The 19,135-nt window shown below is 68.3% G+C and carries 19 protein-coding genes and 1 pseudogene; 13 read left to right on the plus strand and 7 right to left on the minus strand.

The genetic code is table 11. The features are described from left to right. Window positions 1-242: 242 nt before the first annotated feature. A complete protein-coding gene (locus QKY98_RS01495) occupies window positions 243-1,196 on the minus strand; it encodes a bestrophin family protein (protein WP_027600005.1) in 954 nt (317 codons plus the stop codon). A 430-nt stretch (window positions 1,197-1,626) separates the two neighbouring features. On the opposite strand from QKY98_RS01495, the gene QKY98_RS01500 reads away from it, so the two are divergent. Genes QKY98_RS01500 through QKY98_RS01510 form a run of 3 tightly spaced genes read left to right on the plus strand, consistent with a single transcriptional unit; the run spans window position 1,627 to window position 5,080 of the window. Further along, on the plus strand, window positions 1,627-4,482 hold the full coding sequence (locus tag QKY98_RS01500; protein WP_502945074.1) for a DUF748 domain-containing protein: 2,856 nt from the start codon (window positions 1,627-1,629) through the stop codon (window positions 4,480-4,482). 17 nt (window positions 4,483-4,499) lie between these two features. Continuing rightward, window positions 4,500-4,784, plus strand: coding sequence for a DUF2845 domain-containing protein (locus tag QKY98_RS01505; protein WP_007161012.1), 285 nt, complete (start codon window positions 4,500-4,502; stop codon window positions 4,782-4,784). Continuing rightward, a complete protein-coding gene (locus QKY98_RS01510) occupies window positions 4,781-5,080 on the plus strand; it encodes a DUF2845 domain-containing protein (RefSeq protein WP_007161013.1) in 300 nt (99 codons plus the stop codon). The genes QKY98_RS01505 and QKY98_RS01510 overlap by 4 nt, the downstream gene beginning before the upstream one ends. 433 nt (window positions 5,081-5,513) lie before the next feature. Here QKY98_RS01510 and QKY98_RS01515 read toward each other — a convergent pair whose 3' ends face one another. Continuing rightward, a complete protein-coding gene (locus QKY98_RS01515; RefSeq protein WP_284670233.1) occupies window positions 5,514-6,296 on the minus strand; it encodes an NAD(P)H-dependent oxidoreductase in 783 nt (260 codons plus the stop codon). An 86-nt stretch (window positions 6,297-6,382) separates the two neighbouring features. Here QKY98_RS01515 and QKY98_RS01520 point away from each other — a divergent pair, with 86 nt between their 5' ends. Then, window positions 6,383-7,297: a LysR family transcriptional regulator gene (locus tag QKY98_RS01520; protein ID WP_108582995.1), complete on the plus strand. Its 915-nt coding sequence runs from the start codon at window positions 6,383-6,385 to the stop codon at window positions 7,295-7,297. Between the two features lie 143 nt (window positions 7,298-7,440). Next, window positions 7,441-8,142 (plus strand): glutathione S-transferase family protein, encoded by a 702-nt coding sequence (locus QKY98_RS01525; RefSeq protein WP_027600000.1) that lies wholly within the window; start codon window positions 7,441-7,443, stop codon window positions 8,140-8,142. A 128-nt stretch (window positions 8,143-8,270) separates the two neighbouring features. Here QKY98_RS01525 and QKY98_RS01530 read toward each other — a convergent pair whose 3' ends face one another. Then, on the minus strand, window positions 8,271-8,780 hold the full coding sequence (locus QKY98_RS01530; RefSeq protein ID WP_042137559.1) for a nucleoside 2-deoxyribosyltransferase: 510 nt from the start codon (window positions 8,778-8,780) through the stop codon (window positions 8,271-8,273). 246 nt (window positions 8,781-9,026) lie between these two features. On the opposite strand from QKY98_RS01530, the gene QKY98_RS01535 reads away from it, so the two are divergent. Next, the gene (locus tag QKY98_RS01535) at window positions 9,027-10,745 is read left to right on the plus strand and encodes a GGDEF domain-containing protein (RefSeq protein ID WP_027600991.1); all 1,719 of its coding nucleotides are present in this window, start codon (window positions 9,027-9,029) and stop codon (window positions 10,743-10,745) included. Here QKY98_RS01535 and QKY98_RS01540 read toward each other — a convergent pair. Next, a complete protein-coding gene (locus QKY98_RS01540) occupies window positions 10,742-12,187 on the minus strand; it encodes an aminotransferase-like domain-containing protein (RefSeq protein ID WP_177411495.1) in 1,446 nt (481 codons plus the stop codon). The two genes, QKY98_RS01535 and QKY98_RS01540, sit on opposite strands and share 4 nt — an antisense overlap. A gap of 168 nt (window positions 12,188-12,355) precedes the next feature. Here QKY98_RS01540 and QKY98_RS23765 point away from each other — a divergent pair. Further along, window positions 12,356-12,463, plus strand: a pseudogene (locus QKY98_RS23765) (hypothetical protein); the annotation flags it as partial. Window positions 12,464-12,549: 86 nt separating this feature from the next. On the opposite strand, the gene QKY98_RS01545 reads toward QKY98_RS23765, so the two are convergent. Together QKY98_RS01545 and QKY98_RS01550 are read right to left on the minus strand one after the other, a co-directional pair. Further along, the gene (locus tag QKY98_RS01545; protein WP_284670234.1) at window positions 12,550-13,596 is read right to left on the minus strand and encodes a metal-dependent hydrolase; all 1,047 of its coding nucleotides are present in this window, start codon (window positions 13,594-13,596) and stop codon (window positions 12,550-12,552) included. Between the two features lie 3 nt (window positions 13,597-13,599). After that, window positions 13,600-14,349, minus strand: coding sequence for an alpha/beta fold hydrolase (locus QKY98_RS01550; RefSeq protein WP_284670235.1), 750 nt, complete (start codon window positions 14,347-14,349; stop codon window positions 13,600-13,602). A gap of 141 nt (window positions 14,350-14,490) precedes the next feature. Between QKY98_RS01550 and QKY98_RS01555 the strand changes: the two genes are divergently transcribed. Then, window positions 14,491-15,195, plus strand: a complete 705-nt coding sequence (locus QKY98_RS01555; protein WP_284670236.1) for a glutathione S-transferase N-terminal domain-containing protein — start codon at window positions 14,491-14,493, stop codon at window positions 15,193-15,195. 80 nt (window positions 15,196-15,275) lie between these two features. Here QKY98_RS01555 and QKY98_RS01560 read toward each other — a convergent pair whose 3' ends face one another. Further along, window positions 15,276-15,542 carry a DksA/TraR family C4-type zinc finger protein gene (locus QKY98_RS01560; RefSeq protein WP_027599993.1) on the minus strand — a complete coding sequence of 89 codons (267 nt, stop codon included), beginning with the start codon at window positions 15,540-15,542 and terminating at the stop codon, window positions 15,276-15,278. On the opposite strand from QKY98_RS01560, the gene QKY98_RS01565 reads away from it, so the two are divergent. The 5 genes from QKY98_RS01565 to QKY98_RS01585 all read left to right on the plus strand — a co-directional run bounded on the left by QKY98_RS01565 (window position 15,541) and on the right by QKY98_RS01585 (window position 19,073). Continuing rightward, the gene (locus tag QKY98_RS01565) at window positions 15,541-16,377 is read left to right on the plus strand and encodes a CDP-diacylglycerol diphosphatase (RefSeq protein ID WP_284670237.1); all 837 of its coding nucleotides are present in this window, start codon (window positions 15,541-15,543) and stop codon (window positions 16,375-16,377) included. The two genes, QKY98_RS01560 and QKY98_RS01565, sit on opposite strands and share 2 nt — an antisense overlap. A gap of 22 nt (window positions 16,378-16,399) precedes the next feature. Further along, entirely contained in the window at window positions 16,400-16,612 is a 213-nt protein-coding gene (locus QKY98_RS01570) for a hypothetical protein (RefSeq protein WP_007161022.1), read from the plus strand. A gap of 235 nt (window positions 16,613-16,847) precedes the next feature. Next, window positions 16,848-17,495: a TIGR04211 family SH3 domain-containing protein gene (locus QKY98_RS01575; protein WP_133863252.1), complete on the plus strand. Its 648-nt coding sequence runs from the start codon at window positions 16,848-16,850 to the stop codon at window positions 17,493-17,495. 114 nt (window positions 17,496-17,609) lie between these two features. Beyond that, entirely contained in the window at window positions 17,610-18,197 is a 588-nt protein-coding gene (locus tag QKY98_RS01580; RefSeq protein WP_027599990.1) for an NUDIX domain-containing protein, read from the plus strand. A gap of 3 nt (window positions 18,198-18,200) precedes the next feature. Further along, window positions 18,201-19,073, plus strand: coding sequence for an oxygenase MpaB family protein (locus QKY98_RS01585; RefSeq protein ID WP_077171464.1), 873 nt, complete (start codon window positions 18,201-18,203; stop codon window positions 19,071-19,073). The last annotated feature ends 62 nt before the right edge of the window (window positions 19,074-19,135 follow it).

The following is a 19,135-nucleotide window of genomic DNA, read 5'->3' on the forward strand; positions in this document are numbered from 1 at the left end:
TCCGTAGCGAGATATAGGTCGCGGGACGCAGGTCCCACGGCACCTCTCGCCCCGGCCCGCCAGCGACCCATGGCAAGCGCCGCTGGGCCCCAGCCAACCACCGCTGCCAGGGGAGATTGCAAAATGTGACCGGAACGAAGCGGCGCTAGTGCCGTGCCCTCACGAAAGAAATGCCTCTGGCGCGGGACTTTCCGCACGTTTTCCGTCCCACCTGCCCCGCACTCCCCGGCTGACGCCGCCGGTCAGGCCACCCGTCGGCTCGGTGCGGCGTCGGCCTCGGGCTGGGCCAGGGCCACCGCACTGCCCTCTTCGCTGCGCGGCCGCAGCATCGACAGCAGGTTGGCCTCGATGGTGGCGCACAGCTTGTCCATGGTGATCTGATGCTGGCTGTCGGCGAAGGGCGCCTGCAGATCGCTGCCGATGCGCTCCAGGGCCAGCAGCATGAAGCCGACCACGGTGGACACCAGCGGGGTGAACCAGCCGAGGGTGGAGACCAGGCCCAGCGGCATGGCGATGCAGAACAGGAAACTGAACAGCTGCGGAAAGCAGACGTAGGGATAGGGCAAGGGGGTGTTGGCGATACGCTCCATGCCGCCCTGCCAGTTGGACATGTCCACCAGGGTCTCTTCCAGCCGCGCCAGGCGGATGCTGTCCAGCCGGCCCTGGCGGTATTCGCTGGCGATCAGCTCGGCGGTGCCGGCGAGGATGTCGTTGGCGAAGTTGAGGCTGCCTTCGGCCAGCGCCAGTTCATGACGGGCCAGATAGGGCGCGGCCGCCTGGGCCGGATCCTGACGCTTGAGCTGGGCGCGCAGGGCATGCAGATAGCCCATGTGCCGACGCAGGAGCACCGCCTTGACCCGATTCTGCGCCTTGCCCTGGTCGTCGATCAGGGTCAGCACCTGGCGGCCGAAGCTGCGCGAGCTGTTGACCATGGCGCCCCACAGGGTGCGGGCCTCCCACCAGCGGGCATAGGCGCTGCTGTTGCGAAAGCTGATCAGCACCACCAGCGCCGAGCACAGCAGGGTCAGGGGCGTCAGCGGCAGGTCGAAGCGATCGTCGACGAACAGCATGGCGTCCACCGTCACCGCCACATCCCACAGCAGCAGACCGAACAGCGACCAGCCGACATAGCTGAAGGTGGTGCGCAGGAACTGGATCTTCTTCTGGATGGAATGGAGCTGGATCGGACTGGACATCTGCTACTCCCGGCGACGCGGATTCTCGATTCGCGGTTGCCCTGGCCGTCCTGTCGTCACGCCGCGAGCCGTCGAGCCCGTCACCGTTTCCCCTCCCTGAGAATGCAACCTGTTCGCGAGACTAGTCGGCGGTCCTTAAGTCAAACTTAATCTGGAGCGACGGGCGGATCATGGCAAAGTGCCGTGTTAGAGCCTTCGGCAAAGGCCCCGACGCCTCTACCAGAAGCCTTCCCATTCACCTGACCACTGATCGGCCGTACGTCCGCGCCACTCGTCCGGGTTGGCGAAAATGTGAGCGATCCTGCAACCGCTCCTGTAGTCGTGTCCCTGATGGCTCGCATAGCCAGCAGCGCTTTTGGGACGGCCAGCGCCCTCGTCGCCGGGGGTGCCGTGCCATAATCCGGACACCTTCGCCGTCCCAGATGCCTGCATGTCCAGAATTGTGAAAGCGAGCCTCGTGCTGCTCGTGCTCTTGGCCCTCTACAGTCTGCTCGGATTCCTGGTCGGACCGCGCCTCGCCCTGCACTACCTCAACCAGACGCTTGCCGAGCGCCTCACCCAGCCGGCCAGTCTGCAGGCGCTGAGGTTCAATCCCTTCACCCTGCAGCTGCACGCCGAAAAGCTGCTGATCGGCCCGACTGAGCATCCTGTAATCGCCGCCGAAGGCTTCTCGGCCGACCTGCAGTGGGACAGCCTCTGGCGGCGCACCCTGCACCTGACCGAGGTGCGCCTCGACCAGCCCCAGGTCGATCTGCGCATCGCCAAGGGCGGCCAGGTCAATCTGGCCCAGCTCTGGCGCAGCGAGCCCGCTACCCCCGTCACGCCGACGCCGGCCGCCACGGAGCCCGGCCAACCCTTCCCGGTGCACATCGAGCGCATCGCCCTGGTCGGGGGCCGCCTGCATTTCCTCGACGCCCAGGGCGCCCAGCCGGTGGAAGCCACCTTCACCCCCCTGGATGCCACCCTGCAGGAGTTCCGCACCCGCAGCGGCGACACCCCCGGCCAGCTGGCACTGACCGCCACCACCGCCCAGGGCGGCCAGCTCACCTGGAAAGGCAGCCTGGATCTCTTGCCGCTGCGCAGCGAAGGCGACCTGACCCTCAAGGGCGTCAGCCTTGCGCCCTGGTGGCCCTATGTGCGTAACCAGTTGCCACTGGCACTGGGCAAGGGGCGGCTGGAAGCCAGCGCCCACTACCGCCTGGACCTGAGCAAGACGCTGCAACTGCAACTCAGCCAGGGCCGCCTGGCGCTGAACGACGTCGCCGTGCAGGCGGTGAATGCCGAACCCAAGGCCAGCTTCAAGCACCTGGCCGCCGAGGGCATCGCCCTGGATCTGCAAAAGCGCGAGGTCAGCATCGCCCGCCTGCGCGGCAACGGCCTGGATGCCTGGGGCAATCGCGAGCAGGATGGCAGTCTCGACTGGCAGAGGCTGTTCCCCGCCAGCGACGCCCCGAGCAGCGGCGGCCCGGGCTGGCGCGTGCGCCTCGACGACGCCCAGCTCAGCGACAACCAGCTGCACCTGGTGGACCGCGTGCCCCAGGAGCCGGCCAGTCTCTACTTCAGTGGCCTGGACCTGGCCGTGAAAGGCTTCGACAGCGCCGGCAGCAAGCCCTTCGACCTGGCGCTCAAGACCACCCTGGGTGATCGCGGGCGCATCACCGCCGATGGCCAGCTGGCGCTGACACCGTTGCAGGGCAGCTTCGACATCGGCATCGACGAACTCAACCTGCGCCAGGCCCAGCCCTATCTCAGCCCCTATGTGCGCCTGGAGATCCGCAGCGGCCAGTTGGCCAGCCGGCTCAAGGTGGCCCTGGCCCCGGGCGAACCCCTGGGCCTCACCGTCAGCGGCGCGGCGCAGGTCACCCAGGTGCATGTGCTCGATACCCTGCACCAGCAGGACTTCATGCGCTGGCAGCGGCTGGACGTGCAGGGCATCGCCTTCGAACTGGGCAAGCGGCTGGTGATCGACAGGATCGACCTGGAAAAGCCCTATGGCACCCTGGTGATCAACGAGGACCTCAGCAACAACTTCAGCGCCCTGCTGGTCCCCCAGCCGAAAACCGAGTCGAAGGACAGCTCGCCACCGCTGCAGATCCGCATCGGCGGGGTGAGCATCAGGGACGGCAGCGCCGACTTCGCCGACAACAGCTTGAAGCCCGGCTTCGCCACCAACATCCAGTCCCTGGAAGGCGGCATCGGCACCCTGGACACCGCCGCCTCCAAGCCGGCCGACATCCACCTCGCCGGCAAGGTCGATCGCTTCGCCCCGGTGGAGATCAAGGGCCGCCTCGATCCCCTCGATCCCCTGCAGCAGCTGGACGTGACCGCCTATTTCCGCCAGGTCGAACTCACCACCCTGTCGCCCTATACCGGCAAGTTCGCCGGCTACGCGGTGCGCAAGGGGCGCCTCGACCTGGATCTGCAATACCGCATCGACGACGGCAAACTGCAGGCGCAGAACCACGTGGTGCTCGACCAGCTGGAACTGGGCGAGCGGGTGGACAGCAAGGACGCCGTGGACCTGCCGGTGCGCCTGGCGGTGGCCCTGCTCAAGGACAGCCACGGTCGCATCGACCTGCGCCTGCCGGTGGCGGGCAATCTCGCCGACCCCAATTTCAGCGTCATGCCGGTGGTCTGGCAGACCCTGCGCAATGTGCTCAGCCGCGCCGTCCAGGCGCCCTTCCGCATGCTGGCTGGACTGGTCGGCGGGCACGAGGCGGATCTCAGCGCCATCGACTTCGCCCCCGGCAGCACCAGCCTCTCGGCCCAGGCCCGCGGCGAGCTGGACAAGCTGGCCGCGGCCCTGCGCCAGCGGCCGCAGCTGACGGTGGAGGTCAAGGGGCATGCCGGCGCCGCCAGCGACGGGCGCGCCCTGGCCGCCAGCCAGCTGGAAAAGGACTTCCAGACCCAGTACTTCAACCTGCTGCAGCGTCGCGGCGACAAGGTCCCGGCCGATCCCAGCCAGTTGCAGGTGCCCGCCGACATGCGCGCGCCCCTGCTGGAAGGCCTGTACCGCCTGCGACTGCAGGCGCAACCGCCGCAGGAATGGGATAGTCTTGACGATGCCACCCGCACGGCGCGCCTGCGCCAGGCGGTGCTCGAAGCCTGGAGCGGCAACGACGGCCTCCTGCGCAGCCTGGCCCAGCAGCGCGCGGGCGCCATCAAGACCTACCTGGTGGACACGGCGAAACTGGACGCCCAGCGGGTCTATCTGCTGGACGTCAGCACTCAAGCCCAATCCGGCGAATCGCCCACGGCCGCGCAGTTGCAGCTCGGGGTGCTCTGACCGGTCAGGAGACCCCCATGCGTTGCCTGCTCGCCGCCTTCACCCTGCTGGTCGCCACCGGCGCCGCCGCCGATTCCATGAGGTGCGGCAACGCCCTGGTCAGCCGGGGTGATCGCGCCTTCGAAGTGCTGCAGAAATGCGGCGAACCCGCCCATCGCGACCTGGTGGGCTACGAACTGGGCCGCAACGAACGCCGCGAGGCGGTGATCGAAGAATGGGTGTACGGCCCGAAGAACGGCGCCAACTACATCCTCACCTTCGAAGCCAACCGCCTCTCTCGCATCGAGTTCCAGCGCCAATGAACCTGCGCCCCCTGCTGTTGCTGCTCCTGCTCGCCACCGGCACCAGTCAGGCCGCGTCGCTGCGCTGCGGCAGCGCCCTGGTCTCCACCGGCTCCACCACCCACGAGGTCCGCGGCAAGTGCGGCGATCCGCTGAGCGTCACGCCGCTGGGCGAACGCCAGGTCACCGATGGCTACGGCTATCGCCAGGTGGAATTCGTCGAGGAATGGGCCTATGGCCCCTGGAACGGCATGCTGTACTTCCTCACCTTCCGCGGCGGCCGCCTGGACCAGGTGGACAGCAAGAGAGCCAACTGAGGCTTGCCTTGTGAGATTCGCGTGGACGAGGCGGCGCCGTCGTCCACCCTACAGCTCGTAGCGTGGAAAACCGCGCAGCGTTTTCCACTGAAGCGTCGTAGTCACCCAGGTTGGGTTGAGACGGCTCCATCGTCGAAGCCCAACGGGGATGTTCAATCCTGTGCACCGTTGGGCTTCGCTGCGCTCAACCCAACCTACGGCTCAACCCGGCAGCCTCGCTCAGTAGCGTGGAAAACCGCAGAGCGTTTTCCACTGACAAGGCCAACTTCGCTGCAGTCCATGCACTGCACGTAACCGCCCCCTCTCCCCTTGGGAGAGGGCTGGGGTGAGGGAAGCATCGTAGGTTGGTTTGAGCGCCAGCGAAGCCCGACACCACCCAAGGCCCAGCCCCGCCGTTGAGCCCCGAGCCACGGAAACCAGGCCGCGCCAACCCTCACTCCTCCCGCAGATGAACCCCCAACCCCGTCCGCCCCGGCGCCAGCTCGGGCTTCAGGGTCAGCGCAGGAATCTCGTATTCCCCGCCATTCTGTCGCCGGAACGCCAGGGGCGTGTCCGTGGCCAGCCCATCCAGCCGTGCCCCATAGGCCTGGCACAGCCGCTCGAAGGCGACCGCGTCGACCTTGCTCGTGCGATAGACCGGAAACGGCGGCAGCACGCTGAAACCGGGATAGAAGAGGATGCCGTGCTGGATGGGAAAGAGGATGTCGTCCAGGCCGCCGTTGATCCCACGCGCGCTGTAGTGTGATTCCCAGCCGCCACAGGTCACCACCAGCATGGCGCGCTTGCCGGCCAGGGTGCCTTCGCCGTAGCGATCGCCCCAGTGGCTATCGCTGTGCTCGCCCACCCCATAGGCGAAGCCGCAGGCATAGACCCGCTCCACCCAGCCCTTGAGGATGGCCGGCAGGGAAAACCACCACAGCGGAAATTGCAGGATCAGCACATCGGCCCATAGCAGCTTGGCCTGCTCGGCGGCGATATCCGCCGGTTGTCCACCACTGGCATAGGCGCGCTGGGAATCGAGGACCGCATCGAAACGCTCGCCGGATGCCAGGTGCGGGGCGTCCGCGACATCCAGGGTGGCCTTCCAACCCATGGCATAGAGATCGGAGACCTGGACCTCATGGCCGGCCGCCTGCAGATGGGCCACGGCGAAGTCGCGCAGCGCGCCGTTGAGCGACTGGGGTTCGGGATGGGCGTAGACCAGCAGGACCTTCATGGTGATCACCTCGTGAGAAAGAGGTGCCTAGACTAGAAGCGGTCGCGCTATGCTGAAAATGAATTGCCGAAACAGCAGCCATTGCCATGCACAATAGCTTAAGGCGCCTCGACCTCAATCTGCTGGTCACCCTCGACGCCTTGCTCGCCGAACTCAACGTGACCCGCGCCGCACGCCGGCTCAACCTGGCGCAGCCTACCGTCAGCCTGCAACTCGGCCGACTGCGCCAGGTGCTCGAAGATCCCCTGCTCTTGCCGGGTCCCCGCGGCATGCGCCCCACGGCGCGTGCCGAGGCCCTGCGCGAGCCGTTGCGCCAGGCACTGGCTGCGCTGGAAGACGCCCTGGCACCGGCCGCCCCCTTCGAACCGGCCCGCGCCGAGCGAACCTGGCGCATCGCCGCCAGCGACCATAGTGCAACCACCCTGCTCACCCCACTGCTGGCTGACCTGCGTCAGCAGGCGCCCGGTATCCGCCTGGCGCTGCTGGACAAGAAGCCAGCGTTGCTCGCGGAACAGCTGGAGGGGGATCACCTGGACCTGGCACTGGATGTGGCCGATACCGCCGCAGCGGGTCTGCGCCAGCGTCTGCTGTTCACCGAACACTATCTGCTGGCGGGCCGGCGCGGCCATCCGGCCCTGCAGCAACCTGTGTCCCTGGACACCTTCTGCCAACTGGATCAGGCGCTGGTCTCGCCGAGCGGCGGCGGCTTCGCCAGCGTCACCGATCGGTTGCTGGCGGAACAGGGCCGCGCGCGGCGGGTGGTGCTGTCGGTGCCCCACTTCGCCACCCTGGCCAGTGTCCTGCTGGTCAGCGATCTGGTGGCCCTGCTGCCCGCCCAGATCGCCCTGAATCATCCCGGCCTGCAGGTCCAGCCGTCACCCCTGGCCATCCCGGGCTTCGACATGCTGCTGCTCTGGCCCGAACGCCTGCACCGCGATCCCGCCCATGCCTGGCTGCGCGAACGGATCGTCGCCAGCCTCGTGAGCCAAACGCCGGCCTGACCAATCGACTCTTTGCATGAAGGGCATACAGCGAGTTGGCTGTTGCTCCCCCGCCCTGGCCCGGCATTCTTGGTCACCTCAGACGAACGCGGCACGACCGCCCGCAGTCGCATGTTGCGTCACTGTCCCTTCCGGAGCCCGCCATGGCCAAGCTACGCCTCTTCACCTCGCCGTCCGCCTTCCCCAACCCGCAACGGCTGCGGCTGTTCATCCATGAAAAGGGCATCGCCGATCAGTTCGAGGAGGTCATCCTGAAGATGGCGCCCGAAGGCGAGCAACGCCAGTGGCAGCACCTCAAGCGCAATCCCTGGGGCGAGACCCCGACCCTGGAACTGGCCGAAGGCGGCTACCTGGCCGAGAGCGCGGCCATCGCCCGCTATCTGGACAACAGCCATCCCGGGCGCAAGGTCATGGGCGAAACGCCGCTGGAGCAGGGCCAGGACGCCATGTGGAACGACCGCATCTTCGTCCATGTGCTCTATCGCATCGTGACCATGTTCCATGTGCAGCACGAAGGCCTCGGCCACAAGCTCGAGCTGACCCATAACCCGCAATGGGGCGAGCATTGCCGCAAGGAAGCCCTGATGCACGCCGCGCTGGTGGATCGGCACTTGGCCGACGGGCGCGAATGGCTGCTGGGCGGCGCAGCGCCGACCTTCGCCGACATCACCCTGTGCACCGCCATCGCCTTTTCCAAGTTCCCCACCAACCAGACGCCGCTGGACGAGCGCTTCGAGCACCTGGCGGCCTTCTGGGCGCGCTGGCAGCAGCGCGACAGCTTCCGTGCGGCCTATGCCGATGGCCACAGCGGACTGGACGAACTGGCGGCCCTGGCGCACGGCTGACTCCGCTGCAACCGCGCTCCTCCCCGGCTCAAGGCCCCGTAGCGTGGAAAACGGCGCAGCCTTTTCCACTGTCCTGACCGCCAGCCACCCCTCTCCCCTCTAGGAGAGGGCTGCACGCCCCCGCCCCGCTAGCCCAGCCGCTCGCGCAATACCGCCAGGGCCTCCTCCGGGCCCCCGACGACGATGCTGGCCGGCACCGCCAGCATCAGATTGAGCGGCAGGCCGAACTCCTCCAGCGTCCAGCCATCACGGTCCAGCAGCCCCTTGCCCACCCACTCGGGATGGCGGGCGCGAATCCGCTCGGCCAGGCTGCCCGCTTCCGGCACATGGCCGACCACCGGCTTGCCCAGGGCGACGGCGTAGCCCACCTCGAAACAGGTGCCGCTGTCGGGCTCGGCGCCGCGAAAGAAGTCCAGGCTGGCCAGGACGCCATCGGCCTGCCTGATCAGCGCCAGATTCGCCCGATAGATCCAGGCGGCCTGCGCCCCCGGCTCGGTCAGCTCCGGGGGAATGGCATTGTCCAGTGGAAACAGGCCCGTGCAGCCGTGACGGGCGCACAGTGCCTTGAGCGCCTCGCCTTGGGCGACGGCGTCGGGACGAAAGACCTCGGGGCCGGCAAGATAGATACGGGGTGGCATGGCAGGACCTCGCGAAAAGCGCCAGTGTAGAGGGTGGGTACTACCTCGTCTGCCTGACAAGGTTTCGTGATCGCCATGCCACTCGTGCTCCCGGCACGACCGTTTACGCAATAACCAATCCGCCCGCCCCCGCTTGTATACGTTTTGAAAGCTAGACCTTTTAAGATCGGCGCACCTTGAGAGCCTGACTCCCCCGCTGTCCGGAATCGGCTCGCCTCCTGGGCATGCTCGCTTCGGTGTCGCCTGATGTCTGGCCGTTTTCTGCTGACCGTTCACCTCAATCGACTGATCAATGCCTTGCTGGTGGTGACCTCGCTCGCCACTGCCTGCGGCATGGCCCTGCTCGTGCGGCAGGCCCATGAGAATTCGACAGGCATGCGCCTGACCCGGGATCAGTTGCCGGTCTACGCAGAGGCGCTGCGGTTGGTGGAAGCCGTCTCCGCCGAGCGTGGCCCGACCAATGCCCTGCTCGGCGGTCGTGGTGGCGATAGCCGTGAGCTGGCGCGCGCCCGAGCCCTGAGCGATCAGCGCTTCGCTCGTCTGCAAGACCTGCTGCAGGACTGCCAGCAATGCAGCGTGACCGCCGAGCAGGCGGCAAACGGCTATCAGGCGCTGCTGCAGGCGCGTGCCCGGGTCGACCAGCGCCTCTGGGCGACACCGGACGATCCCGCGCCCCAGGACATCGCCACCCTGGTCCAGGGCATGTTCCGCGCCCTCGACAGCAACTTCATCACCGCCGACCTCACCCTGCACGACCTCATCCAGCGCAGCCCGGCCGTGGCCATCTACCTGGTCAATGCCAAGCTGGCCGCGCGCCTGCGCGACACCGCCGGACGCCTGGGCTCGCTGCTGACCCCCGCACTGCAGGCGCAGCGCCTGCCCAGCGGCGCGGAACAGGTCCAGTTGCTGCAGACCCAGGGCCGCATCAACCAGCTGATGGACCTCCTGCGCAGCAATCTCAATCTGGCCCCCGGTCGCCCCGAACGCGATCGTTTCGTGCAGGTGCAGGAGCGCTACCTGGGCGAAGGCCTGGACTGGTACCACCAGACCCTCGCCGCCCTGGCGACCGGCACGGCGCCCAGTGCGGCCAGCTTCGCCCGGGGCTATGTCCCGACCATGGTCAGCATCCTGGAGTTGCGCGACGAAGCCCTGAGCCTGGCCCGCGAGGAAGCCGACGCCCTGGCCCGCGAGGCCCAGCTGCGGCTGCTGCTGACCATCGCCGCGGCGGTGGGCATCCTGCTGGCGCTGGGCACCGGCCTGCTGCTGCTCAAGCAGCGCCTGCTGACGCCGCTGCTGGCCAATACCCAGCGGCTGCTCAGCCTCAGCCGGCGCGCCCGACCGCTGGGGACGGTGGCCGAAGACGATCCGCGCACCCTGTTCGCCGCCTTCGCCCAGTTGGAGGACGAACTGCTGCAGGCCGACCGACTCCGCCAGGAGCGTGACGCCCTGATCGCCGAACTGGGCATCCGCGCGGAGACCGACTACCTCACCGGCCTGGCCAATCGCCGCGCCTTCGAACGCGAACTGGCGCAGGGGGTGACCAGCACGCCCGGGCAGTTGGCGGCGATCGCCTTCGATGTCGATCACTTCAAGCGCATCAACGACACCTACGGCCATGCCGCCGGCGATCTGCTGCTGCAGCAGCTGGCGCAGCGCTGCCGCGAGCTCTTGCGCCCTGGCGACCGCATCGCCCGGATCGGTGGCGAGGAATTCGCCGTGCTCGCCGACGTGGCCCAACCGGCCGACGCCCTGGCACTGGCCGAGCGCCTGCGCCAGGGCATCGCCGCGACGCCCTTCGCCGTCGGCCCGACCGAGGCGCTGCCGGTCACCGCCAGCTTCGGCGTGGCGGTGACGCCGCGCCTGGCGGAAGGCGTCCCGGTCCGCTTGCTGGCGCAAGCCGATGCCGCCCTCTACCGGGCCAAGCATCGCGGGCGCAATTGCAGCGAGATCGCCGAACTCGGCTAAGCCAGCGTCGCCAGCGACCGCGGCAGCGCCTCGTCGAGCAGTCGGCAGGCGGCTTCGCCCACGCGCCGTACGCCCTCCTCGATCCCTGGACGCTGGGCCTGGGCATAGTTCAGGCGCAGACAGTTACGGTACTTGCCCGAGGCGGAAAAGATGCTGCCGCAGGCGATCTGCACGCTCTGGGCGAGCAACTCGCGATTGAGTCGATGGCTGTCGCAGGCCTCGGGCAACTCGACCCATAGCAGGAAGCTGCCCTGAGGCTGGCTGACCCGGGTACCGGCGGGAAAGTAGCGCTGCACCCAGGCGCTCATCAGGTCGCGATTGCGCTGGTACTGGGCGCGCATGCGCCGGACGTGCACGGTGTAGTGACCGGCGGCGATGAATTCGGCGATGGCCAGTTGCGGCTGGGGCGCGGTGCAGCCGGTGCCTATGTACTTGAGGTGCAGGATGCGCTCGGCATAGCGCCCGGGCGCCACCCAGCCGACCCTCAGACCCGGCGCCAGGGTCTTGGAAAAGGAACTGCAGAGCACCACCCGGTCGTCTTCGTCGAAGGCCTTGAGCGCCCGGCCCCGGGGATAGCTGTAGAGCAGGTCGCCGTAGACATCGTCCTCGATCACCGCCAGGTCATGCTTGCGCGCCAACGCCACCAGCTGGCGCTTGTTCGCCTCGGGCATGCAGTAGCCCAGGGGGTTGTTGCAGCTGGGGGTGAGCTGGATGGCCCGCACCGGCCACTGCTCCAGGGCCAGCTCCAGCGCCGGCAGGCTGATGCCGGTGCGCGGATCGGTAGGTATCTCCAGCGCCTTGAGCCCCTGGCCCTTGAGGGTCTGCATCACCCCGTGAAAGGTCGGCGAATCCACCGCGACGATGTCGCCCTCCTGGCAGGTGGCGCGCAGGGCGATGGCCAGCGCCTCGTGGGCGCCACTGGTGATGACGATGTCATCGGCGGTGAGCACGCAGCCGGCGTCCAGCTGCAGCCGCGCCACCTGTTCGCGCAGCGCCGCCACGCCCTGGATGCTGTCGTAGGACAGCCCAGCATTGCCCGGCCGCCGCGCCAGGCGTGCCATGCCGGCGAGCAAGGGGGCCAGGGTCGGCGCCTCGGTATCCGGCAGGCCGCGGCCGAGTTGCACCCGCACCGAATCCGGGGTGGAGGTCATCAGCTCCCGCACCGGTTCCCAGCCGGACACCTCCACCGGCCAGCGCGCCGGCCGGGTCACCCGCGGCAATTCGATGGCGCGTCGCTCCAAGCGGACGAAATAGCCGGACTTGGGCCGGGGCTCCACTAGGCCGCGGTCTTCCAGCAGCCGATAGGCCTGCTGCACCGTGGCCAGACTGACCCCGTGCTCCTGGGCCAGGGCGCGCACCGACGGCAGGCGTTCGCCCGGTCGGTAGAGGCCCTGCTCGATACGGCGGCCGAGGGCATCGGCCAACAGCTGATAGCGATTCATGCCCGGACTATAGCGGCGCAGACAGGCATCGCGCGCCATACAGATGGCCACGCCGTGCACCATACAGCTGAGCGCTGTAAGGCAGCTGTATGGCGGACAACCCATCGGCCTGGATCTGCCCCTGAAGCGGCTGGCGGCGGAGCATGGAGACAGCCCAGGAGAGACGCCATGCCCAGAGACCCCAGCCTTCACGACCAGACGCGCGCCAGCGGTTGCTGGCTGCTGTTCCAGCGCCAGCTGACCACCCGCCGCGTCCTGCCGGAGCTTACCGACCGGGAACTGGCCGATGTCGGCCTGGACCGCCATACCGCCCTGCGCGAGGCCCGGCGCCCCTGGTGGCGACTGCTGCTGGAGGCCTGGCGTCAGTCCGGCAGGCGCGACAGTCGCGCGGCCCAGTCCGCCACTGGCGATGGCAGCTCCGGATGCCAGAGTCTGCGCCAGACCACCGCCAGCTGTTCGCGGCCCCCTCGCTCGCGCGGCCACAACGACGGCTCGGCGACCAGTCGCCAACCGCTCGCCTCCCGCTGAGCCAGGACGAAACGAAAACTGTGGTAGCCGGTGGCGCCCAGGCGCAGATCGGTCACCACCAGGTCGTTGCCCAGGCGGTCGTAACGCAGCCAGTCATCGGTGAACCAGCGCAGCCGCTGCTCGGCCGGCGAATCGGCGAGGATCGGCGCCAGTTCGCCACCCCGTGGCAGCGGGATCAAGGTGGGTGGGCGATCGTCGAACAGTCCCACCCAGGTCTCCCGGTAGCGCTCGGGTCCGTCATCCACCATGACCCGCCAGAGCAGGCTGGTGAACGGCAGCGGCGCGCTGAACAGGCGGGCACCCGCCTGCCCCTGGGCCGCCAGTACCTGGCGCACCTGGCGCTCGGCGGCGTACTTGGCCACCAGGGTCCAGCCCAGATAGACGGTGGACAACGCCAGCGCCGCCACGGCCAGCCGCGGCGAGCGTCCGCGCGGGCCGATCAGCAGCCCGGCCAGCACCGCCGCCAGCAGCGGCAGGGTATAGAGCGGATCGATGATGAAGACGCTGGACCAGGCCACCGGGGTCGTCGGCAGCGGCCAGAACAACTGGGTGCCATAGGTGGTGAAGGCATCCAGCAAGGGATGGGTGACCAGCACCAGCCAGAGCGTCAGGAACAGGCGTCCCTGGCTGTAGCCGGGATCGCGCCAGCGACCGCAGATCCCCGTCAGCAACAGCGCCAGTCCGGTCAGCACGAACAGCGAATGGCTAAAGCCGCGGTGATAGGTCATCTCCTTGACCGCATCGCCGTAGTCGATGACCACGTCGAGATCCGGCAGGGTGGCCAGGGTGGCGCCATAGAGGATGGCGCGCCGCCCCTGCCAGCGACCCAGGAGTGCGGTCTGGACGGTGGCGCCGAGCACGGCCTGGGTCAGCGAATCCACCGGTCAGAGCTCCCGGGCGAAGTCGAGCATCAGTCGCGCCAGGGCCTGGGGCGTCTGCAGCGGCATCAGGTGGCCGGCGCCGGGAATGACCTCCAGGCGGCTGTTGGGAAAGGCCGCCAGGGTGGTGCGGCGCTGCTCTTCCGGCCCCGGCACCTGCTGGTCGTCGGCGCCGCAGACCAGCAGCACCGGATAGTCCAGGGTATCGATCCGCTCGCTCCAGTCCTCGCGACTGCCGTGATCGACCCAGGCGCGCCAGGCCTGCAGATTCAGCCGCTGGGCATCGGCGATCACCACCTCGCGGATGGCATCGGGCAGGCGGTGGGCGCTGGATTCGTCGACGAAGGCCTCGGCCTCCGCCCGGCTCTTGCCATAGGCGCGCTGGGCATCGCGATCCGCCTCGCTCATGGGCTGCGGTCCGGGCGGCGAAGGCGCCACCAGGATCAGCCCGACCAGATAGTCCGGTCGCCGCGCCGCCAGCACCACCGCCACCTTGCCGGTCATCGAATGGCCGACCAGGATGCAACGCGTAAGACCCAGGGCGCGGATGCTGGCATCCACCTGATCGGCCATCTCGGCCACGCTGTAGCCCTCGACCGCGGCGGCGTCGCCGAAGCCCGGCGTATTGAGCGCCACGCAGCGGTGTTCGCCATCCAGGTAGGGGGCGGTGGGAAACCAGGTGCGGTGCGAGCCACCGAGAAAATGCATGAGCACGAAGGTGGGCGAACCGCTGCCCTGCTGGCTGTGGGGAAGCATGGAAAATCCTCGGTGCGGGGCTGAAGGCACTCCTCAGATGGAGAGGTGGGCATCGCGCTAAGTTCCGCTTCGCTCGAGGCCCGGCAACCCGGGCCGCGCCGGCCGGTCTCACCAGAACCGCCCCCTTGCCAGGAGTCCACCATGGCCGATCTGTCGCGCTTTCCCATCACCCACCGCTGGCCGGCTCGGCATCCCGAGCGCCTGCAACTCTATTCGCTGCCCACGCCCAACGGCGTCAAGGTCGCCATCCTGCTGGAAGAACTCGGCCTGCCCTACGAGGTGCATCGCATCGACTTCGGTAAGGACGACCAGCACACCGCGGAATTCCTCTCCCTGAGCCCCAACAACAAGATCCCCGCCCTCCTCGACCCCGACGGCCCTGGCGGCGAACCCCTGGGGCTGTTCGAATCCGGCGCCATCCTGCTCTATCTCGCGGAAAAGACCGGGCGCCTGCTGCCGGAGGATCCGGCGCGGCGCTACCAGGCCATCCAGTGGCTGATGTTCCAGATGGGCGGCATCGGCCCCATGTTCGGCCAGCTCGGCTTCTTCACCAAATTCGCCGGCAAGGACATCGAGGACCCCCGCCCCCGCGAGCGTTATGTAGCCGAAGCCCGGCGCCTGCTCGGCGTGCTGGATGGCCAGCTCAAGGGCCGCGCCTGGATCCTGGGCGAGGACTACAGCCTCGTCGACATCCCCACCTTCCCCTGGATCCGCGCCCTGCTGGAGGTCTACCAGGTGGCCGACCTGATCGGCTTCCACGACTTCCCCGAGGTGCGTCGCGCCCTCGACGCCTTCCTCGCCCGCCCGGCGGTGCAACGCGGCCTGCAGATCCCGGCAGCGCCCTGATGCCGGGCGACGTCGAGCTGGGGCTGCGCCAGTGGCTGGAAATCGGCCCGGCGTTCACGCACCGGAAGACTGCTTCGGCCCTAGCGCAACTGACTGTCCTTGCTCGCCCGCCGGTTGTAGCCGCCGGCGCGTTGGTCTTCGGCGTCCTGCTCGGATTGGCAGCGGATGCACAGGCGCACGCCCGGTACCACTTGGCGGCGTGCTTCGGGGATGGCGTCGCCGCATTCCTCGCAATGGGTGAGGCTCGCGCCCCGATGCAGACGGCTGCGGGCGCGCTGCACCGCATCGTCCACCGTGCTGTCGATCTGTTCCTGAACCGCGCCGTCTCCGGCCCAACCATTGGCCATGACTGATCTCCCAGTGCGTTGCCCTGATAGCCATTGGAAGCGCCGCGCGCGCAGTTGTTCGCTGCCGAGCCGCGTCCGCTCGTCGTGGCGGCGCCTGTTGCCGCTGCTGATGCTGGGCATGGCGCTGACGGGCTGTGCCAGCCGCGACCTGCTGCGCCAGGTCACGACCGGGCTCTGCGTGCCCAATGCCCGGCTCACCGGTCTGGCGGCGCCCTGTCGCCAGGTGGTGGCGGATCCCGGCTTCGCCATGCTGCGCGCGCCGGGTGAGCGACAGCATTTCATTCTGGTCCCGCTGCGGCCTCTGCGCGGGCTGGAAAGTCCGGCGCTGTGGCAGCCCGGCCAACCCAACTGGTTCGGTCTGGCCTGGCGCCAGCGCTGGTACCTGAGCGCCTGGGGCCGGGCGCCGGTGGCGGACGAGCGGATCGCCCTGGCCCTCAATGCCCCCAGCGGGCGTAGCCAGGATCAGCTGCATGTGCACCTGGCCTGTCTGCGGCCCGAAGTACGCGCGCAGCTCTGGCAGCTGGCGCCCGCTCTGGACGAACACTGGCACGCGCTGCCAAAGGCGCTGGCGGGCAGTCTTTATCAGGCGCGGCGGCTAAGCGAAACCCAGTTGCTGGCCGTGGATTTCTTCCAGGCCCTGGCCAACCGGCCGCCCTATCCGCTGCCGGATCCACGGCTGTCACTGGCGGTGGTGGCCTTGCCGAGCCGGGACGCCAGCCGCCAGTTCCTGTTGCTGGCCGGTCGCGCGGGCAGCCAGCCGGGCGACCAGGGTTCGGCGGAACGATTGCTGGCGGCGGACTGCCAGGGAACGACCGCGGCCCCGGCGACTCAATAGCGCCAGCGCGCCAGGAGCCCCCATGCCGCAGGAATTCCAAGACCTCTTCGACTTCATCGATCAGCTGCTCGCCTGGTCCGACTTCTATCTCAAGTCCGGCCTGTTGCTCTGCGGGGTAGGCATGGTGGCCGGCGCGATCGCCTGGAAACGCTGGTGGGGCAAGGCGCTGGCCTTTGGCTGCGCCGGCCTGGGCGCGCTCGCGGCCCTGAGTCTGGATCTGCTCCATCGGCTCTGAACCGCCGCTGCAAGATCCTGAACGGCTTTGCCGCTTTTACCGCCTACCCCATGGCGGCAAGATGACACTGGCCGTCGCTTTCCGCCGCCAAAGCTTGAACTGCTTCACCGTCTCGAACAGAGGGCGCTACGGGTTGGCGGATAGATCGCGGCGGCTTGCTAGGGTACTGCCCCACAATAATCCGGCTTGTTCATCACGGCCTTCATCTTTTCAGCTCATGCATACAGACCCGATCATGCCCATGTCCCCATCTCGCCTGCTGTCCCGCCTACCGCATCTCGGCCTCTGCCTGGCTGCCTCCCTCGCTTCCCTGGCCGGCACCGCCGTGGCCCAGGAAGGCACTGCCCGCTGGGTCAGCGACAGCCTGACCACCTATGTCCGCAGTGGTCCCACCGATGGCTATCGCATCGTCGGCACCCTCAAGTCCGGGCAGAAGGTCGAGCTGATCAGCACCCAGGGCGACTACAGCCAGGTGCGCGGCGAAGGTGGCAGCACCGTCTGGATCCCCAATGCCGACCTGCAGGCCAAGCCCGGCCAGGCCGAGCGCCTGCCACAGCTGGAACAGCAGGTGGCCGAATTGAGCGGCCAGCTCAAGACCATCGACGACAGCTGGAAGAATCGCGTCCAGGGCATGCAGGAGACCCTGGATTCGCGCAAGAAGCAGATCGACGAACTGGAGAGCCGCCGCAAGGACCTCGACGCCCAGCTCACCCAGGCCCAGTCCGAACTGCGCAGCACCCAGGCCAAGCTCGGCAACGAGAACAAGCAGGCGCTGATGCAGTACATGGTCTATGGCGGCAGCATCGCCGGCGCCGGCCTGCTGGCCGGTCTGATCCTGCCGTCCATGACCCGGGGTCGCAAGAAGAACGACCGCTGGTTCTAGACGTCGGGGCCAGCCCTTCTCGCGGCTGGGCGGAACCCGGGGTCACGGGGCATGCCTCAGAAAGGCAGCGCTTCTGCTACCGTGGCCCGACGCCTCCTGTCCAGACGAGCCCCCATGCCCGACACCTCCCGCATTCGCATCCAGCAGGTCGAGACCCTTTCCGCCGACTGGGGCCTGCTGAAGAAGACCACCTTCGACTACCTGCGCCGCGACGGCAGCTGGCAACGCCAGACCCGCGAGACCTACGACCGCGGCAACGGCGCCACCATCCTGCTGTACGACCGCGAGCGGCGCACCGTGCTGCTGATCCGCCAGTTCCGCCTGCCGACCCTGGGCAACGGCCTGGACGACGGCCTGCTGGTGGAGACCCCCGCCGGCCTGCTCGACGCGGCCGCCCCCGAAGCGCGCATCAAGGCCGAGGTCGAGGAAGAGACCGGCTATCGCCTGGACAACGTCCAGCACCTGTTCGACGCCTTCATGAGTCCCGGCTCGGTGACCGAGTTGTTGCACTTCTTCGCCGGTGAATACCGCGCCGACCAACGCATCGCCGACGGCGGTGGACTGCACGAGGAAGGCGAGGACATCGAGCTGCTGGAACTGCCCTTCGACGAGGCCCTGGCCATGGCCCGCGACGGCAGGCTGCTGGATGGCAAGACCATCATGCTGCTGCAGTACGCGGCGCTCTACCTGCTGCCGCGCTAGTCCATGGAGCGGATCCGCAGCCGTATCGAGCAACAGGTGATGAGCCTTACCGGACTGGCCCTGGGCGAGGTCGACTACGAGCAACCACCGGGCGACCCTGGGTTGTTCGGGCCTGGCAGCGTGCCCTGGCGGGTGCACAGCGACTTCACCTGCATGCTGATCGGTGGCATCGCCGCCCTGCTCATGCAGACCCTGCACCCGCTGGCCCTGGCCGGGGTCTGGGACCATTCGAAATTTCGCGAAGACATGCTCGGCCGCCTGCGGCGTACCGGTCAGTTCATCGCCGCCACCACCTTTGGCAGCCGCGGCGATGCCGAGCGACTGATCGCCCGGGTCAAGGCCATCCACCGGCATATCCGGGGCCAGGCCGCCGACGGCCGCCCCTACAGCGCCGAAGACCCGGCGCTGCTGACCTGGGTCCATGTGGCCGAGGTCAGTCACTTCCTGGCGGCCTATCTGCGCTATTTCGATCCCCGACTGCCGGGCACCGAACAGGATCGCTACTACGCCGAAATCGCTCTGGTCGCCGAACGCCTGGGCGCGACCGACGTGCCCCGCTCCCGGGCGGAGATAGCCGCCTACTACCAGGCGATCCGCCCGCAGCTGGTGTGCGACGAACGCAGCCGCGAGGTCTGCCGAGTGCTGTTGCAGGCGCCCGCGCCCAGCGCCCTGGCCAAGCCCTTCGGCGCCTTGATGATGCGGGCCGGCATCGACCTCTTGCCCGACTGGGCTAGCGCGGAGCTGGGTTTCCACCAGGGTCCGCTGCAACGGCAGCTGATTCGCACGGGCATAGGCGCCACCGCCCCGGTGCTGCGCTGGGCCGTGCGCAACGGCTCCTCGCATCGCGCCAGACGGCGGATGGGGATCGAGGGCTGAGGCAGGTGGGGTCGGGACGACTCCATCGTCGAAGCCCGACAGCCCGAGGTACGTCAAGGCAC

This window comes from Pseudomonas sp. HR1 (assembly GCF_030175875.1).
GTDB lineage: Bacteria > Pseudomonadota > Gammaproteobacteria > Pseudomonadales > Pseudomonadaceae > Chryseomonas > Chryseomonas oryzihabitans.

Coding starts and splice junctions, on each gene's coding strand:
- QKY98_RS01495 (WP_027600005.1), bottom strand. CDS start 1,196: ATGTCCAGTCCGATCCAGCTCCATTCCATCCAGAAGAAGATCCAGTTC.
- QKY98_RS01500 (WP_502945074.1), top strand. CDS start 1,627: ATGTCCAGAATTGTGAAAGCGAGCCTCGTGCTGCTCGTGCTCTTGGCC.
- QKY98_RS01505 (WP_007161012.1), top strand. CDS start 4,500: ATGCGTTGCCTGCTCGCCGCCTTCACCCTGCTGGTCGCCACCGGCGCC.
- QKY98_RS01510 (WP_007161013.1), top strand. CDS start 4,781: ATGAACCTGCGCCCCCTGCTGTTGCTGCTCCTGCTCGCCACCGGCACC.
- QKY98_RS01515 (WP_284670233.1), bottom strand. CDS start 6,296: ATGAAGGTCCTGCTGGTCTACGCCCATCCCGAACCCCAGTCGCTCAAC.
- QKY98_RS01520 (WP_108582995.1), top strand. CDS start 6,383: ATGCACAATAGCTTAAGGCGCCTCGACCTCAATCTGCTGGTCACCCTC.
- QKY98_RS01525 (WP_027600000.1), top strand. CDS start 7,441: ATGGCCAAGCTACGCCTCTTCACCTCGCCGTCCGCCTTCCCCAACCCG.
- QKY98_RS01530 (WP_042137559.1), bottom strand. CDS start 8,780: ATGCCACCCCGTATCTATCTTGCCGGCCCCGAGGTCTTTCGTCCCGAC.
- QKY98_RS01535 (WP_027600991.1), top strand. CDS start 9,027: ATGTCTGGCCGTTTTCTGCTGACCGTTCACCTCAATCGACTGATCAAT.
- QKY98_RS01540 (WP_177411495.1), bottom strand. CDS start 12,187: ATGAATCGCTATCAGCTGTTGGCCGATGCCCTCGGCCGCCGTATCGAG.
- QKY98_RS01550 (WP_284670235.1), bottom strand. CDS start 14,349: ATGCTTCCCCACAGCCAGCAGGGCAGCGGTTCGCCCACCTTCGTGCTC.
- QKY98_RS01555 (WP_284670236.1), top strand. CDS start 14,491: ATGGCCGATCTGTCGCGCTTTCCCATCACCCACCGCTGGCCGGCTCGG.
- QKY98_RS01565 (WP_284670237.1), top strand. CDS start 15,541: ATGACTGATCTCCCAGTGCGTTGCCCTGATAGCCATTGGAAGCGCCGC.
- QKY98_RS01560 (WP_027599993.1), bottom strand. CDS start 15,542: ATGGCCAATGGTTGGGCCGGAGACGGCGCGGTTCAGGAACAGATCGAC.
- QKY98_RS01570 (WP_007161022.1), top strand. CDS start 16,400: ATGCCGCAGGAATTCCAAGACCTCTTCGACTTCATCGATCAGCTGCTC.
- QKY98_RS01575 (WP_133863252.1), top strand. CDS start 16,848: ATGCCCATGTCCCCATCTCGCCTGCTGTCCCGCCTACCGCATCTCGGC.
- QKY98_RS01580 (WP_027599990.1), top strand. CDS start 17,610: ATGCCCGACACCTCCCGCATTCGCATCCAGCAGGTCGAGACCCTTTCC.
- QKY98_RS01585 (WP_077171464.1), top strand. CDS start 18,201: ATGGAGCGGATCCGCAGCCGTATCGAGCAACAGGTGATGAGCCTTACC.